This window comes from Marinobacter maroccanus (assembly GCF_002933275.1).
GTDB lineage: Bacteria > Pseudomonadota > Gammaproteobacteria > Pseudomonadales > Oleiphilaceae > Marinobacter > Marinobacter maroccanus.
This window is the reverse complement of sequence record NZ_PSSX01000011.1, coordinates 41456-58309: the sequence shown is the minus strand read 5'-3', so window position 1 is coordinate 58309 and position 16854 is coordinate 41456. Positions and strand designations below refer to the sequence as shown.

15 protein-coding genes are annotated in these 16854 nt (G+C 55.8%); 11 read left to right on the top strand and 4 right to left on the bottom strand.

What is annotated here, in order from left to right:
- Positions 1-4: 4 nt before the first annotated feature.
- From KEHDKFFH_RS12960 to KEHDKFFH_RS12945, 4 genes are all read right to left on the bottom strand, one after another.
- Complete coding sequence (locus KEHDKFFH_RS12960; RefSeq protein ID WP_104322310.1) at positions 5-1921, bottom strand: DUF1302 family protein; 1917 nt, start codon at positions 1919-1921, stop codon at positions 5-7.
- Positions 1922-1960: 39 nt separating this feature from the next.
- Complete coding sequence (locus KEHDKFFH_RS12955; protein WP_104322309.1) at positions 1961-4426, bottom strand: efflux RND transporter permease subunit; 2466 nt, start codon at positions 4424-4426, stop codon at positions 1961-1963.
- Between the two features lie 2 nt (positions 4427-4428).
- A complete protein-coding gene (locus KEHDKFFH_RS12950; RefSeq protein WP_104322308.1) occupies positions 4429-5430 on the bottom strand; it encodes a YCF48-related protein in 1002 nt (333 codons plus the stop codon).
- 259 nt (positions 5431-5689) lie between these two features.
- On the bottom strand, positions 5690-7393 hold the full coding sequence (locus tag KEHDKFFH_RS12945) for a sigma-54-dependent Fis family transcriptional regulator (RefSeq protein WP_104322307.1): 1704 nt from the start codon (positions 7391-7393) through the stop codon (positions 5690-5692).
- Positions 7394-7765: 372 nt separating this feature from the next.
- On the opposite strand from KEHDKFFH_RS12945, the gene KEHDKFFH_RS12940 reads away from it, so the two are divergent.
- From KEHDKFFH_RS12940 to dmpE, 11 genes are all read left to right on the top strand, one after another.
- The gene (locus KEHDKFFH_RS12940; RefSeq protein ID WP_104322306.1) at positions 7766-8026 is read left to right on the top strand and encodes a phenol hydroxylase subunit; all 261 of its coding nucleotides are present in this window, start codon (positions 7766-7768) and stop codon (positions 8024-8026) included.
- Between the two features lie 57 nt (positions 8027-8083).
- Entirely contained in the window at positions 8084-9085 is a 1002-nt protein-coding gene (locus KEHDKFFH_RS12935) for an aromatic/alkene monooxygenase hydroxylase subunit beta (protein WP_104322305.1), read from the top strand.
- Positions 9082-9351: an MmoB/DmpM family protein gene (locus tag KEHDKFFH_RS12930; protein ID WP_044388107.1), complete on the top strand. Its 270-nt coding sequence runs from the start codon at positions 9082-9084 to the stop codon at positions 9349-9351. The genes KEHDKFFH_RS12935 and KEHDKFFH_RS12930 overlap by 4 nt, the downstream gene beginning before the upstream one ends.
- Positions 9352-9365: 14 nt before the next feature.
- Entirely contained in the window at positions 9366-10901 is a 1536-nt protein-coding gene (locus KEHDKFFH_RS12925) for an aromatic/alkene/methane monooxygenase hydroxylase/oxygenase subunit alpha (RefSeq protein ID WP_104322304.1), read from the top strand.
- Positions 10902-10973: 72 nt separating this feature from the next.
- On the top strand, positions 10974-11333 hold the full coding sequence (locus KEHDKFFH_RS12920; protein ID WP_104322303.1) for a phenol hydroxylase subunit P4: 360 nt from the start codon (positions 10974-10976) through the stop codon (positions 11331-11333).
- Positions 11334-11343: 10 nt separating this feature from the next.
- Positions 11344-12405 carry an NADH:ubiquinone reductase (Na(+)-transporting) subunit F gene (locus KEHDKFFH_RS12915; protein WP_104322302.1) on the top strand — a complete coding sequence of 354 codons (1062 nt, stop codon included), beginning with the start codon at positions 11344-11346 and terminating at the stop codon, positions 12403-12405.
- Positions 12406-12418: 13 nt separating this feature from the next.
- Positions 12419-12742: a 2Fe-2S iron-sulfur cluster binding domain-containing protein gene (locus tag KEHDKFFH_RS12910; RefSeq protein ID WP_104322301.1), complete on the top strand. Its 324-nt coding sequence runs from the start codon at positions 12419-12421 to the stop codon at positions 12740-12742.
- 11 nt (positions 12743-12753) lie between these two features.
- Positions 12754-13677 (top strand): catechol 2,3-dioxygenase, encoded by a 924-nt coding sequence (locus KEHDKFFH_RS12905; protein WP_104322300.1) that lies wholly within the window; start codon positions 12754-12756, stop codon positions 13675-13677.
- 46 nt (positions 13678-13723) lie between these two features.
- Positions 13724-15181: a 2-hydroxymuconic semialdehyde dehydrogenase gene (locus tag KEHDKFFH_RS12900; protein ID WP_104322299.1), complete on the top strand. Its 1458-nt coding sequence runs from the start codon at positions 13724-13726 to the stop codon at positions 15179-15181.
- A gap of 7 nt (positions 15182-15188) precedes the next feature.
- A complete protein-coding gene (locus KEHDKFFH_RS12895) occupies positions 15189-16049 on the top strand; it encodes an alpha/beta fold hydrolase (protein WP_104322298.1) in 861 nt (286 codons plus the stop codon).
- Entirely contained in the window at positions 16049-16834 is a 786-nt protein-coding gene (gene dmpE, locus KEHDKFFH_RS12890; RefSeq protein ID WP_104322297.1) for a 2-oxopent-4-enoate hydratase, read from the top strand. The genes KEHDKFFH_RS12895 and dmpE overlap by 1 nt, the downstream gene beginning before the upstream one ends.
- The last annotated feature ends 20 nt before the right edge of the window (positions 16835-16854 follow it).

Sequence of the window (16854 nt, the reverse complement as noted above, 5' to 3'; positions counted from 1 at the left end):
GTGATCAGAAGCTGTAACGAACGGTCAGCTGAACTTCGTCTTCTTCCTGGGCCATGCCGATCGGCCCGGACTTGAAGCGACCGAGTGGTTCATAGCCGCCAAGACCTGCGGACTCTCCGGGTTGGTGATTGACCACACCTGGTGTCTGGGTGAACGGATCCCAGGGGTTACAGGAACGGCAGTCGTCGAATTTGCGGGCACCGTCTCCGACCTTCACGTTAGCGCCGGCGGTCACCTTGAATCGGTCTGTCACGATCCAGTCGACACTCGGAGCCAGTGTTGTGGCCTGGGCACGGAAGTCATGGGCGGTAATCAGTTTCGGAATCAGACGGTTGTTCATGTAGAAGCCCTGAATCAGCAGGGTGCCAATCCAGTTATGCTCCCAGTCCGGAATGCCGGCCTCGCCGTACGTTCTCTGCTCACGTTCGTGATCGAGTATGTGCTGACCGAAGATCTGGCCGGAGAACAGGAACGACTGGTTTTCGTTCAGGAAGGGAATGTAGACGTTCTTGTCTGCGCCAATAACGTAACGCGCCACGTCCGACTCGGAGTAGAGTCTCTCGCGCAGGGTATTGGCAAATTCCTCGCCGGAGGTGTAAGCAGTCTCGAACCGGAACACGGTATCGATACCCTGGGAGTAATAGTCCAGGGAGCCACCCACCAGGTTGACCCGCGGGAAGTGGATATCGAATGCGATCAAAGAGGGATAAACGTCAGTGGTGCCGTCAAACGCATTCTGTGCCGGGATACCGCCACGAAGCGAGGGCAATTGGGATCGGTAGGTCAGGGCGTTCAGGGAGAAACCCAGATCGCCGTACACACCTTCCAGTTTCAGGCCCAGCTGGGTGTTGGACAGCTTCCAGCTAGGCATGTTGGCACGGCGGATACCGATCTGTCCCGGTCCGAAGTCGGTGGCCAGACCACCATCCGGTGTTGCGCCCGCGAAGTTGGCCACGGTGCCGCCGTTCTCCCAGAGGTTGTTCATGCCCCGGAAGAAACAGCCGGCATCCAGTATCACGTTGGGCTGGCCGCACTGACCGATGTCGTGGGGACGGAACTCATCGAAGTTCCAGACCACCTGGAAGTTGAGATCATCAAAGGCGAAGCCCTCAAAAACCTCGGTTGGGCCCATACGGTAGTCCGTTTTCAGGATCCACATGGGAATCCGGATGTCTTCCAGTTCGTCGTAGATGTTGTTGCGGGAGTAATCTACAGGGTTGATGACGTCCAGAACCCGGAACAGGTCGGTACGGCCCCAGATAACCTGTTGCTTGCCCAGCCGGGTACTGAGCACGTTGCCGCTGTCGAAATTCAGATCAAAATCAACATAGAGTTCCCGGATGAAATCCAGACGGTCATTGAACTCCTGGAAACGGAGCTCGTTTTCGTCCTTGTCCAGGTAGTCGTCGATACAACCGCGGCTGTCAACGTCACAGGGGCGGACGGGGACACCAAAGGCAACACCATTGTCCTGATCGTGCAGGTGCTCGCCGAGAACCACCATTCCGTCGTTCGGGTTCTCATTGATGTCGAAGCCGAAGAACGGCGTTGGTGCGATGCCGCCACCATGGGGAACCGTACCCTGGGCAATGTCCTGAAGCTGAACCGGGCCACCGGCTTCACTGCCGTACTCATCGTCGTTAAGGTCGTAGACCCCATCGTAGGTGCCGCGAAGCGTTCCGTTCACGGAGACATTACTGAAAATGCCCACGTCCCCGATCCGCTTTTCGCCTTCCAGCTGGAGAGTATTACGGAATTTGGACAGACCCACTCCGTCACGAGCGTAGGTTGCGTTCTCATAGAAGCCATTGATCCTGGTATCCTCCGCGGCAACAGTGCCGGGCAGCGCAGCCAGGGTGAGTGCAGTGGTGCTGGAGAATACAGCGCACCAAAGACTCAGGCCTTTTATTTTTGTTTGCATGGCAGATCCTCGTTTGGGTTGTGATGGAGCGTCCCGGGGTCAGGCCCGGGACGTTGCTCCGGCTACGTATCCCTCACCGTCCTGACGGTTGTCGGTCGGCGATGGAGTCGGTTCTGAACGTTGACGGTCGGCGTGGAGGATGCCGTCCTCGTCTGCGTAGACGTTGGTAATAAATCGGGGTTTGAATACCAGCACCCAGGAGGGCACCAGCAGCATGGCGGCAATGCCGTTGATGACGATCATCACGCACAGCAGCATGGCCGCATCGGACTGGAAGCGCAGGTCGGAGAAAATCACCCACATGATGATGCCGGCCATCAGGGTCAAAGCCGTGAAGCTGATCGCCATACCGGTGGTGGCAATGGCCCGGCGCACCGCCTCGCGTAGCTCGCCGCACTTGGCCATTTCCTCCCGTATGCGGTCCATCATGTAGATGGAGTAATCAATACCGACGCCGATACCCACGGCGATCACGGGTACGGTATTGATATCGATGCTCAGTCCGTAAAGGCCCATGTAGGCGTAGGTCAGGGTGGTGGCGAACAACATGGCCAGCAGCATCATCAGCCCGGCATGCCAGGACGTGTAGAACAGCATCACGAAGGCGAAGATCAGCAGGAAGACCAGGGGCAGAACGATTATGTTGGTGTCGAATGCCGACTCGTTCATGGCTGCGGCAACGCCGAGGGTTCCGCCTGCCAGGCGAATGGTCAGGCCTTCAACTCTGTCACCATTCTCTGCGATCCATTCCTTGGCCATGTGAATGGCCCGGCGGATGGTTTCTCCTTGGCGGTCCTTATAGAAGAACACCAGATTAGCGACACGGTCGTCCGTGTCATTGAACTCATCCAGGGCCCCGGGAATCGGGCTTGAGGCCATGTAGGTGAACATAAGGCCACCCACATAACGCTGGTCGTGGGGAATCTGGTACCAGCGTGGATCGTCGTTGTGCATCAGCCGATTTACCTGCTTGACCAGGTCTGGCAGGCCCTTGGATCCCCCAACACCGGGATCGGAGAGCATGTGCGCCTGGAAGTCAGACAGTGCTTTGAGGACTTCCGGGCGCTTGAGACCACCCTTCTCGTCGGTTTCGGCGATTACATACAGCTCCTCGGACCCGGGGAAGCGATCGTTCACCACACGGGATGAGATGTTGTAATCATGGTCCGGGTACAGGATGGGGGAGCCGGGCTCCGAGTCGCCGATCTGGACGTTGGAGGCAGCAAGCACACCTGCGCCCATCACAATGGCAGCCGCCGCCAATACAACTTTTGCCCGTCCCGGGCGAGTCACTGTTCTAGAGCAACTGCTCCCGATATAACGCAGGGCAGTTTCGCGCATCTCGGCGTTTTTCGGTGTGGGGAGGATGGAAAGCAGCAGGGGAACACCGATCAGAACCGTGAACACCACAGTGATTGCCCAAAGGGAGGCGTAAATGCCGAGATGGGTGTTCAGAGGAATCGAGCCGATAGCGATCAATGACAAACCAATGGCATCAGAAACCACGCCCAGTGAGCCGGGGCGGAACAGGCTGTCGAAGGTGGCCTTGGCTGCCTTTGACCCTTCGCCAAGTTCGCGGATTTCGGCGTAGTACCGCTCCACCAGTTGAACACCGTGGCTCATGGCCCTCGCTGCAATCAAAAAGGGGATCACCAGGCCGAGCGGATCCAGGTTGTACCCGAGCAGGCTGATGATCCCAAGGCCCCAGATCGTGGAGATCAGGACACCGCCAAGGGGAATGAGCACGCCGTACGCCTTTCGGAAGTGGAATACCAGCAGCGCGAGCATGGCGAGTACGGTGAAGATGAAAATCTGCAGGATCTGGTCCATGTAGGTGTAGGCCCAGCCAACAAGTACTGGCTGGCCTGTGGCGTAGATGGTGACGCCGTCAACGGCCTCCTGCTCGCGGAGCTGCTGCAGTTGCGCGAAGGTCTTCTCGTAGTCGAGTTTGCCTTCGATCAACTGAGCCTTGACCAGGGCCATCCTGAAATCCGGGGAGACCAGAGGGCCATATACCCGGGGGTTTGCAGCCACCGCCGCTTTCATTTCAGCCAGTGCCTGTTCTGAGTACTCGCCCCGAGTGGAGTCGTAATAGGGCTCGGAATTGATGCTGCCCACCTCGGTCAGCCAGATCTCCCGGGAATTGCGATGGGTAACGCTGGCAACCAGGTTGTGGTTGACGCCGGGAAGGTTATCTACTGCCTGGGTTACCCGGTCGATGGTTGCCAGGTTCTCGTTAGAGAAGATATCGCCCTCGGCAAATTCAACACCGACTACCAGAACATTGGCGCCGCCAAAGTCATCCTTGATGCTGTTATGTAGTTCAATGTAAGGGTGTTGCTGGGGCAGCAGGTCGGCAAAGTCGGTATAGATTTTCAGGCCCGGAATCCGCAGTGCAAAGAACAGTGTCAGCATTGCGATCAGTGCCAGTACTTTCCGCGGGTTCCTGAAAATCCAGAGTTCCAGCAAGTGCAGGAAGTGCGTGAATTTGTGCAGTCCGGCCATGATCAATTACCTCGGTTTTTGCTGGCCACCTTGGCCACGGGAATGTCAACTTGAAGGAGCAGGCCGCGGCCACCGGCCACGAGCAACTGGCTGTTGTTGAGGGCAACGCCATCGCGGAGGTAAAGCGGCTGGTTGGGCGTTTCCAGGCTTGTCCACTGGTTCTCTTGAAGCGCCATAACAGTGGCGTTGTCGCCCAGGGCAAACAGGGAGTCGCCGGCGGTGATGAATCCGAAAACCGGCATGCTGGTGTCTGTTTCCTGACGATTCCAGGTCTCGCCACCGTCCGTGGTGTGGTAGATGAAACCGTTCAGTCCACCCACCCAGCCTTCGGTTGCCGAACTGAAGTGAGCGGAATGGGGATAGAATTCTTCCGGCAGGTAACCGGCGTAGTCCCAGCTCTGGCCACCATCGAGGGTTTTGAGCAAGAGGCCGTACTCACCGGTTGCCATTGCCGTTTCCGAATCAAGGAACTGAAGGTTTGTGAGAATGGCGTCTTCGTTAAGTGTGGTTTCCTGCCAGGAGGCGCCCTGGTCTGTTGAACTTTGAATCGTTGTGAAGCTTCCGCCTGCCCACCAGCTGCCATCAGGTGAACAAGCGGCGGTCATCATCTGTTCCTGGCTTGGAAGCTCATGGGCAGTCCATTGGGTACCAGCCGAGTTGCCATGCCAGAACTGGTTGTCAAAGGTCAGTGCAATGAAGCTGCCATCCGGGCAGGCATCGAGGGAGAGAAAGCTCTCGTTGGTGGATACGGGCACCCGTTGCCAGCTCTGGCCGCCGTCATCGCTTACCAGCATAGTTCCGGTATTGCCAGCAATGGCGATAACGCGATCGTTCTGCGCAACGGCCTGGAAAAAATCGGTTCGTTGAACGGCCTGCTGTGATTGTTGTCGCACCGCCTCCAGATTCAGCGGGGCCTCACAACCGCTCAGTAACAATGTGGACAGGCCGACAAAGGCGAGCGTAGGTGGAAATGTGCCTCGTGGGCATTCCAAAGCGTATGGCATGTTAGGTCACCGTCTTTGTTTTTGTGAAAAAGCGACTGACGGTGGTTCAGCAACGGTTGTGCCAGAACGGGTTTAAAAAATCTAAGGCTTTGAAATAACTTTGAAAATTACTTTCTTTCTTGGCAGGTTTGCGTTTTCGATAACGTGGATCACAGCGTTGATTTTTATCAAATGATCAAGCGTTGGGCGGGGTTGTCCATTTCGTCACAGCCGGTGTGAAGCAGGCGCAACTTCCATGTCGCAGATACCTTTTTCAGAATCAGTTTTCAGCGAGAATGCCAGTTTTCTTGAGTCGATAGGCGAGAGCGGGACGGGTCAGCCCCAGAATTCGAGCAGCCCCTGAGACATTCTGATTTGCCTGTTCCATGGCCTGCCGCATCAGTGTTTCTTCCACTTCTTCCAGGCTGATTCCGCTGTTGATGATATGATCAGACCAGCTCTCCTCCTTGCCGGCAGCCTGGCCGATGCAGACATTACCGTCTGCATCGATTCGTTCTATGGGCATTGGCTCAGATGGAGGAGGCGAGACGAACAGGGCATCCTGACTGATGGATTCGTTGTTGTCGGTTAGGATGACACCGCGCTCAATGACATTCTCAAGCTCCCGTATATTGCCCGGCCACTGATAGTTCATGCACAGGGCCAGGGCTTTGTCCGATAACCCCAGAGTGCGTTTTTCATACTGGGCGTGGAACTTTTCCAGGAAGTGGCCGGCCAGCAAAGGCAGATCTTCAAGTCGTTCCCGCAACGGTGGGATTCTCACCGGGAAAACGTTTAGGCGATAAAACAGGTCGGCTCTGAAGCGGCCGTCCTCGACTGCCTGTTCAAGGCTCTCGTTGGTGGCGGCTATCACTCGAACATTGACCTTTCGGGTGCGATTGTCGCCCACTCTTTCAAGTTCACTTTCCTGTAATACTCTGAGCAGGGTGGCCTGGGCTCTGGGAGTGAGCTCCACAACCTCGTCCAGAAAGATGGTTCCACCGTTGGCGCGCTCGAAACGCCCTTCTCTCGACTGGTTCGCACCCGTATAGGCGCCTTTTTCGACGCCGAAAAGTTCCGCCTCAATCAGATCCGGCGGAATGGCCGCGCAATTCACGGCGATGAAGGGCCCATCAGCCCTTGCGCTTCGCAAATGGACACTGCGGGCTATTACTTCCTTGCCGACGCCGGTCTCGCCCAGAAGAAGTACCGATACTTTGCCCTGTGCGGCCTTGTCGATCATCCGGCAAACCTTGTTATAGGATGCCGACTGGCCAATACCGTAATATTGGCCTTCTTGCCGCTGAAAGGAGCTTCGCAAGGAGTTTAGTTGCTCCTGGAGATCGTAAAGCTCTTCGATGATCGGATCGGCTTTGAAATAGCGGGAAAACTCTTTTCCATCCTTCCATTGCTCGGCGGGTTTCCCCTCAATCACGCATTTTTCATCCCCACAGCCCCGGCAGCTGACTTCCCTGAAGATGATCTCCCGGCCCATGAAGGATGAGGTATAAGCGCACGCATACCCCAGCAGTACCCAGCAGGCAGGCTCTTTCATAAGACCCAGCTCGGTCTTGCAGATCTCGACCTCCCAGGAGTCGATCCATTCGAACCGTCCGTAGAAATCTCCAGTTTCCTGGTCCAGATCTATCTCCAGGGGAACGACTTTCACCATGCCCTTTAGCGAGTGCAGTTGTGGGCCGGCCAGAAAAATGTCCAGCTCACCGCAATGAGGCCTTAGCTTGCGGGCCAGCTCGGCATCCTTCAGGCCAGAGAGATAGCCAAGCCTCAGGAAGAACCCCTTGGCTCTCTCAATGCCCATGCTATTAACGATCTCGCGACGGAATGCTGCCAATGAACTGAGATTCATCAACAGCATACGCTGTTCGCCAAACCAGATTTTGCCCTCCGTGGATTGAAACTGGATCTGGTCCTTGAGATCCCTGAAGTCTGAATAACTCAGCTGTGGCTTGTAGCTTACAGCCATGGTGGTTACCCCTTTTGTTGTTGTCGGCGGGGACTGCTCTTTTCGGAGAGCGTGTTGGCATTTCGCTTAAATAGTTAATACCTGATGGATGCCACAAATCAACCAAATGATAAAAAAAACTGATTGCAGCAGGGCTGGATCATACCGTCTCAGCATTTGGTTATCCGGACTGTGAAAATTGATCATTTAGTAAAAAATAGCCCCGGAAGTAGCGGTCACCCTCCCGGTTTTATTCACGCTGATTCATTTCGAATAGCTGATAACTGTATGAAAAACAGTTGGATGTAAGTTTGCGCTCGCCTTTTTGAAGGGTTTGGCACACCCGTTGCTCCTCACCTTCTCAGACAAAAAGCAAACAAAGCGGTGCAAATCATGAACAGCGACCTTCACACCAAAACCTTTGACGAGATGACCCGTTATATCCGGGTTCGCAGCGAGCCGGGCGACAAGTTCGTGGAATTCGATTTTGCCATCGGTCACCCGGAGCTGTTCGTCGAACTGGTTTTACCCAGAGAGGCTTTCGAAATTTTCTGCAAGCACAACAACGTTGTCCACATGGACTCCGACATGATCCGTCAGATCGATGAGGACATGATCAAGTGGCGCTTCGGTGAACGCGGAGAGCGTTACTGAACGGCAGCGCAAAACCCACATCACTCTGATCCACAAAAACAAAACGGAAAGGTTGATATGAGTATTGAAATCAAAACCACTTCGGTGGAGCCCATTCGTCACACCTACAGCCACATTGCTCGCCGTTTCGGTGACAAGCCGGCGACGCGCTATCAGGAAGCAAGCTACGACTTGGAGGCGAAAACCAACTTTCATTACCGCCCCCAGTGGGATTCCCGATACGAGCTCAATGATGATCGCCGCACCGCCATCCGCATGGAAGACTGGTACGCGGTGTCTGATCCCCGCCAGTTCTACTACGGCGCCTACGTGGGTAACCGGGCAAAAATGCAGGAAGCAGCCGAGACCAGCTTCGGTTTTTGCGACAAGCGCAACCTGCTGACCCGGCTTCCGGAAGAAACCCAGAAGCAACTGCTGCGCCTGCTGGTGCCCCTGCGCCATGTTGAATTGGGCGCCAACATGAACAACAGCAAGATTGCGGGTGAGGCGGTAGCCACCACCGTTTCACAGATGCACATCTACACCGCGATGGATCGTCTGGGTATTGGCCAGTATCTGTCTCGCATTGCTCTGATGATCGACGGCAGTACCGGTAAGGCACTGGACGAGTCCAAAGGCTATTGGATGGAGGACGAGCTGTGGCAGCCCATGCGCAAACTGGTGGAAGACACCCTGGTGGTTGACGACTGGTTTGAGCTGACTCTGGTACAGAACATTTTGCTCGACGGGCTCATGTATACCCTGATTTACGACAAGATGGACGCCTGGTTCGAGAGCCAGGGCGCGGAAGACGTGTCCATGCTCACCGAGTTCATGCGGGACTGGTACAAAGAGTCACTGCGCTGGACCAACGCCATGATCAAGGCCGTGTCGGGTGAGAGTGAAGCCAACCGCGAACTGCTCCAGACGTGGATCGATCAGTGGGAGCCGCAGGCCTACAACGCCCTCAAGCCACTGGCCGAAGCCTCCGTCGGTATTGACGCCCTCGATGAATCCCGGGCAGAGCTTTCTACCCGCCTGAAGAAATTCGGTCTGCAGAGCCAGGGAGTCTCAGCATGAGCCAGCTGGTATTCATTGTATTTCAAGACAACGACGACTCTCGCTATCTCGCCGAAGCGGTTATGGACGATAACCCTCATGCGGAAATGCAGCACCAGCCGGCGATGATTCGGATCCAGGCCGAGAAGCGCCTGGTGATGAACCGGGAAACCATGGAAGAAAAGCTCGGACGCGATTGGGACGTTCAGGAAATGCTCATAAATGTCATCAGCATCGGCGGCAATGTCGATGAAGACGATGACCACTTCATTCTTGAGTGGAAATAATCGGGAGAACCATCATGGCTGTTCAAAACAAGAAATTGAATCTCAAAGATAAATACCAGTATCTGACCCGCGACATGGGTTGGGAACCGACCTACCAGAAAAAGAAAGACATTTTTCCGGACGAGGACTTTGAAGGAATCAAGATCACCGACTGGTCCCAGTGGGAAGACCCGTTCCGTCTGACCATGGATTCTTACTGGAAGTACCAGGCGGAAAAAGAGAAGAAGCTGTACGCCATTTTTGATGCGTTTGCCCAGAATAATGGCCACCAGAACATTTCAGACGCTCGCTACGTCAACGCTCTGAAACTGTTCCTCAGTGGTGTCTCTCCGCTGGAACACGCGGCCTTCCAGGGTTATGCCAAAACAGGTCGTCAGTTCAGTGGTACCGGTGCGCGGGTGGCCTGCCAGATGCAGGCGATTGACGAGCTGCGTCATTCTCAGACCCAGCAACACGCGATGAGCCACTACAACAAGCACTTTAACGGCCTGCATGATGCCGCGCACATGCACGACCGGGTATGGTTCCTGTCGGTGCCCAAGTCATTCTTTGACGATGCCCGCACCGCCGGTCCGTTCGAATTCCTGACTGCGATTTCTTTCTCATTCGAATATGTGCTGACTAACCTCTTGTTCGTACCGTTCATGTCGGGTGCGGCCTACAACGGCGACATGGCCACCGTCACCTTCGGCTTCTCTGCACAGTCAGACGAAGCACGCCACATGACCCTGGGCCTTGAGGTGATCAAGTTCATCCTAGAGCAGCACGAAGACAACGTGCCCATCGTTCAGCGCTGGATCGACAAGTGGTTCTGGCGTGGTTTCCGCCTGCTCAGCCTGGTCAGCATGATGATGGACTACATGCTGCCGAACAAAGTCATGTCCTGGTCTGAGGCCTGGGAAGTGTACTACGAGCAGAACGGTGGCGCCCTGTTCAAGGATCTTGAGCGTTACGGCATTCGTCCGCCCAAATACCAGGAAGTCGCCAACGATGCCAAGCATCATCTGAGCCACCAACTGTGGACAACCTTCTACCAGTACAGCCAGGCCACCAACTTCCATACCTGGATTCCAGAGAAGGAAGAGATGGACTGGATGTCCGAGAAGTACCCGGACACTTTCGACAAGTACTACCGCCCACGTTACGAGCATTTGGCGAAGGAAGCTGCTGCTGGCCGTCGGTTCTACAACAACACCTTGCCGCAACTCTGCCAGGTGTGTCAGGTGCCGACGCTGTTCACCGAGATGGGTGCGCCCACCAAGCTCAGTCACCGTCAGTTGAAGTACGAAGGCGAGCGCTATCACTTCTGCTCTGAAGCCTGCTGTGAAATTTTCGAGCATGAACCGGAGAAGTACATTCAGGCTTGGCTGCCGGTGCACCAGATCTATCAGGGCAACTGTGAAGGCGCAGACGTCGAGACCGTGGTGCAGAAGTATTACCACATCAACATCGGCGAGGACAATTTCGAGTACCTGGGCTCTCCAGACCACAAGCGCTGGCTGTCCATCAAGGGCCTCAAGCCGGCGGACGAGAAAAAGGATGCAGCCTGAAATTGATTCGGGAGTCGTCTGGCCGACAACCGCGCCAGGCGATTCACCCACAAAAACAACAAGGTGACCACTATGAGTGTTAACGCTTTATACGACTACAAGTTTGAAGCCAAAGATAAGGTTGAGAACTTCAACGGCATGCAGCTGCTGTACGTCTACTGGCCCAACCACCTGATGTTCTGTGCACCCTTTGCACTTTTGGTGCAGCCGGACATGTCCTTCCGTGCACTGGTGGACGAGATCATCAAACCGGCCACCGCGTCGCACCCGGATTCTGCCAAGGCGGACTTTTTGAAGGCGCAATGGCTGCTGAACGACGAGCCTTTTACACCGAATGCCGATGCCAGCCTGATAGACAACGGTATTGATCACAAAAGCATGCTGACAGTGACCACTCCCGGCCTGGACGGTATGGCAAACGTCGGATACTGAGGGTAGCGCTATGAGCCATACAGTAACTATAGAACCCATTGGCGAGCAGATCGAAGTGGAGGATGGCCAGACCATCCTCGCGGCGGCGCTCCGTCAGGGCGTCTGGTTGCCGTTTGCCTGCGGTCACGGCACCTGCGCTACCTGCAAGGTGCAGGTGCTTGAGGGCGACGTTGAGATCGGTGACGCCTCACCGTTTGCCTTGATGGATGTGGAGAGGGATGAAGGCAAGGTGCTGGCCTGCTGCGCGACCGTCGAGAGCGATGTCACTATCGAAGCCGACATTGATGTTGATCCTGACTTTGAAGGCCATCCTGTTGAGGATTACGCCGCAACTGTCACCGACATCGTGGACTTGTCGCCGACCATCAAGGGGCTGCACCTGAAGCTGGACCGGCCCATGACCTTCCAGGCTGGCCAGTACATCAACATTGAACTACCTGGCGTTGATGGCGCCCGGGCCTTCTCCCTGGCCAACCAGCCCAGCAAGGCTGATGAAGTGGAGCTGCATGTTCGCCTGGTCGAAGGCGGTGCTGCCACATCATATATCCACGAGCAACTGAAAGCGGGCGATCAACTCCAGTTGTCGGGCCCTTACGGCCAGTTCTTCGTGCGCAGCTCTCAGCCCGGCGACCTGATTTTCATCGCCGGTGGCTCCGGCCTGTCGAGCCCGCAATCGATGATTCTGGACCTACTGGAGCAGAACGATGAACGCAAAATCGTGTTGTTCCAGGGTGCCCGCAACCAGGCCGAGCTTTACAACCGCGAGTTGTTTGAAGCCCTCGATCGTGACCACGACAACTTCACCTACGTGCCTGCGTTGAGTCAGGCCGAGGATGATGCCGACTGGAGCGGATACCAGGGCTACGTGCACGAAGCCGCCAAGGCACATTTTGATGGCCGATTCGCCGGCAACAAAGCCTACCTGTGTGGACCGCCACCGATGATTGATGCGGCGATCACCGCCTTGATGCAGGGCCGGTTGTTCGAGCGGGACATTTTCATGGAGAAATTCCTGACAGCGGCTGACGGTGCGGAAGAAACCCAGCGTTCAGCTCTGTTCAAGAAGATCTGACCGGGAGGTGGCCATGGCCGGATTCCAGGTAAACAACCGGACAACCGGCGATCACTTCCTTTGCCAGGAGGGCCAGAGCGTCCTTAAGGCAATGGAGCAGGCAGGCAAGAAATGTGTGCCGGTCGGGTGCCGTGGCGGTGGCTGCGGTTTCTGCAAGATTCGGATTGTAGAAGGTGATTTCGAGTGCGGAAAGATGAGCAAGGCTCACGTGCCGCCGGAAGCCATCGATAAGGGTGAGGTGCTGGCTTGCAGAATCTACCCGTTGACGGATTTGACCATAGAGTGTGTGCCTCTGCCGGAGGCAGCATTCGAAAAACAGAAAACAACAAAAGTATAGAGGTAATTGTCATGAAAAAAGGTGTGATGCGTCCCGGCCACGTTCAGATTCGCGTTCTTGATCTGGAAGAAGCCGTCAAACACTACACAGACCTGATGGGTCTGATCGAAACCGACCGAGACGACCAGGGCCGTGTGTACCTGAAGGCCTGGACCGAAGTGGACAAATTTTCTGTGGTTCTGCGCGAAACCGACGAGCCGGGCTGCGACTTCATGGGCTTCAAGGTGGTGGATGAAGCCGCCCTGAACCAGCTTGAAAAAGACCTTGTGGACTACGGTGTTGAGGTTGAGCAGGTACCAGCGGAAGAGTTGAAAGACTGCGGTCGCCGCGTTCGCTTTACCGTGCCCTCCGGTCATGCCTTTGAGCTTTATGCTGACAAGAAATACACCGGGAAATGGGGCGTATCCGCTGTTAACCCCGAAGCCTGGCCCCGTGGACTGCAAGGCATGAAGGCCGTGCGCTTTGACCACGCCTTGTTCTACGGCCCGGAATTGGCCGCCGTGTACGACATTTTCGTGAACGTGCTGGGATTTCATTTGGCGGAACAGGTGCTGGACCCCGAAGGCACCCGCGTAGCGCAGTTCCTGACTGTCTCCATGAAGGAGCACGACGTGGCCTTCATTCACCACGAAGAGAAAGGCAAGTTCCATCACGCCTCTTTCTTTCTGGATACTTGGGAAGCAGTGCTGCGGGCGGCGGATCTGATCTCCATGACCGATACCTCCATCGATATCGGCCCGACCCGCCATGGCCTAACCCACGGCCAGACCATCTATTTCTTTGACCCATCCGGCAACCGAAACGAAGTGTTCTGCGGTGGCGATTATCACTACCCGGACCATAAACCCGTTACCTGGAAGGCAGAAGACCTCGGTAAGGCGATTTTTTACCATGATCGCGTACTGAACGAACGCTTCCTGACCGTGTTGACCTGATTACAAACAGGCCGAACGGGATTCAATTTAACAGGACTAGGCAGTCATGAACGAATTCAAGCATTTTATCAACGGCGAATACGTGGCTTCGGCCAGCGGCAAAAAATTCGAAAATCGCTCCCCGGTGGACAATAGCCTAATTGGCCAAGTTCACGAGGCCGGCGAGGCGGAGGTCGATGCTGCCGTTCGTGCCGCTAAAGCTGCGCTTAAGGGTCCTTGGAGCAAGCTGACCCAAAAGCAGCGTGCCGCCATGTTGAATAAGATCGCGGACCGCATCAATGAGCGTTTCGACGAATTTCTCGCCGCAGAGTGTCTCGATACCGGCAAGCCACGCTCGATGGCCAGCCACATCGACATTCCCCGCGGTGCAGCTAACTTCAAGGAATTTGCGGATTCCATGAACCATCCCACTGAGGGCTTCCGAATGGATACCCCGGATGGTACGGGCGCCGTAAACATAGGCCATCGGACGCCAAAGGGCGTTATTGCCGTGGTGTCTCCCTGGAACCTTCCATTGTTGTTGATGACCTTCAAGGTTGGCCCTGCGCTGGCCTGTGGGAATACGGTTGTTGTTAAACCGTCGGAAGAAACACCTGCTACGGCGACTTTGCTAGGTGAGGTCATGAACGAGTGTGGTGTGCCACCAGGTGTGTTTAACGTGGTGCACGGTTTTGGCCCTAACTCTGCGGGTGCGTTCCTGACTTCTCATCCATTAGTGGATGCGATCACCTTCACCGGTGAAACCCGCACCGGTGAGGTCATCATGAAAGCCGCCGCAGTAGGCCTGCGTAATGTTTCCATGGAGTGCGGCGGCAAAAACCCTGGCCTTGTGTTCGCTGACTGCGATCTCGAAAAAGCCGTGGAGGGAACCATGCGCTCCGCGTTTGTAAACTGTGGTCAGGTCTGCCTAGGGACCGAGCGGGTCTATGTAGAGCGCTCGATTTTTGATCAGTTTCTCGCGCGTATGAAAGAAGAGGTGGCCAAGCTGAAACTCGGCCGACCAGAAGACCCCGATGCGAATTTCGGACCTCTGGTCAGCTTGGAGCATCGTGACAAAGTTAAAAGCTATTACGATCTGGCTCGCGAAGAGGGTGCAACCGTTGAGATTGGTGGAGGCATTCCCGATATGGGCGCAGAGCTGAACGCTGGAGCCTGGATTGAACCGACCATCTGGACTGGCCTTCCTGAAGACGCCCGTGTTATCCGCGAAGAAATTTTTGGTCCTTGCTGTCACATCCGTCCGTTCGACACCGAAGAAGAAGCCATCGAGCTGGCGAATGACACCAGTTACGGCCTTGCCTGTGCCATCTGGACAGAAAATTCCGCCCGTGCTCTTCGCGTGGCAGAACAGATGGAGGTTGGTCTGGCGTGGGTGAACTCCTGGTTCCTGCGTGATCTGCGCACATCCTTTGGCGGCGCCAAACAATCCGGGCTTGGTCGCGAAGGCGGAGTACACGGTCTGGAGTTCTACTCTGAAACCAAAAACATCTGTATCAAATTGTGAGGTAGCCATGAACGCACCTGTAGACAGCCCTGAAATTGGGCGTGAGATCACCGCGGCCGGCTACCGGACCAATGTGCACGATCACGGCGAAGGTGGCTTCCCGTTGATGATGATTCACGGTTCCGGCCCCGGGGTAACCGCCTGGGCCAACTGGCGGCTGGTGATTCCCGAGCTGGCTAAACACCGCCGGGTGGTTGCACCGGACATGCTCGGCTTTGGCTACAGCGAGCGCCCGGAAGACAAGATCTATAACCGTGAGCGTTGGGTGAAACATGCCATCGGGGTCATGGACGAGCTGGGGCTTGAGCAGGTCGATCTGGTGGGCAACTCCTTCGGGGGTGGTCTGGCATTGTCGCTGGCCATCGAACATCCAGAGCGCGTTCGCCGTCTGGTGCTGATGGGCTCTGTCGGGGTCAGCTTTCCGATCACCAAGGGCCTGGACGAAGTCTGGGGTTACCAGCCGTCTCTCGAAACCATGCGTCGATTGATGGATGTGTTTGCCTTTAACAAGGGCCTGTTGACCGACGAACTGGCAGAAATGCGTTATCAGGCCAGCGTGCGTCCTGGCTTTCAGGAGTCGTTTGCGGCCATGTTCCCGGCCCCGCGTCAGCGTTGGGTGGACAACCTCGCCAGCCCTGAAGAGTCGATTCGCGCGTTGCCCCACGAGACGCTGATCATTCACGGCCGTGAAGACGAAGTGATTCCACTGGAGGCATCACTCAAGTTGGCCGAATTGATTGATCGTGCCCAGCTGCACGTGTTTGGCCGTTGTGGCCACTGGACCCAGATTGAACACGCCAGTCGGTTTGCCCGTCTGGTTGATGATTTCCTGAACGAAGCGGATCAAGCCGCTGCCGGAGGTAAGTAATGGAACAGGCAAAGATCCAGGCGTTCGGTGACGAACTCTACGAGGCCATGATCAAGCGGGAGGCCGTGTCCCCGCTCACCAGCCGTGGTGTAGACATCAGCATTAACGATGCCTACCACATTTCTCTGCGCATGCTGGAACGTCGTTTAGCGGATGGCGCCTCGATCATCGGCAAGAAGATTGGCGTTACCAGCAAAGCCGTACAGAACATGCTCAATGTTCATCAGCCAGATTTTGGCTATCTCACCGACGACATGGTGTTCAACAGTGGCGAGGTGATGCCCATCAGTGATCGGCTGATTGCCCCCCGAGCTGAGGGCGAAATCGCCTTCATCCTTAAGAAAGATCTGACGGGGCCCGGTATCACCAATGCGGATGTTCTGGCCGCGACTGAGTGCGTCATGCCGTGCTTCGAAATCGTCGATTCCCGCATCCAGGACTGGAAGATATCCATTCAGGACACCGTTGCCGACAACGCCTCCTGCGGACTGTTCGTCCTAGGGGACCAAGCGGTGTCTCCTCGCAAGGTGGATCTGGTTACCTGCGGGATGGTGGTCGAGAAGAACGGCAGTGTGATCAGCGCCGGTGCTGGTGCAGCGGCACTGGGTTCGCCGGTGAATTGTGTTACCTGGCTTGCGAATACGCTGGGTGAGTTCGGTATTTCCCTTAAGGCCGGAGAAGTCATTCTGTCCGGCTCGTTGGTACCCCTTGAGCCGGTCAAGGCCGGTGACTATATGCGCGTAGACATAGGTGGCATCGGAAGCGCATCTGTTCGCTTCGCATGACCGACAAGAACAATGAGGAA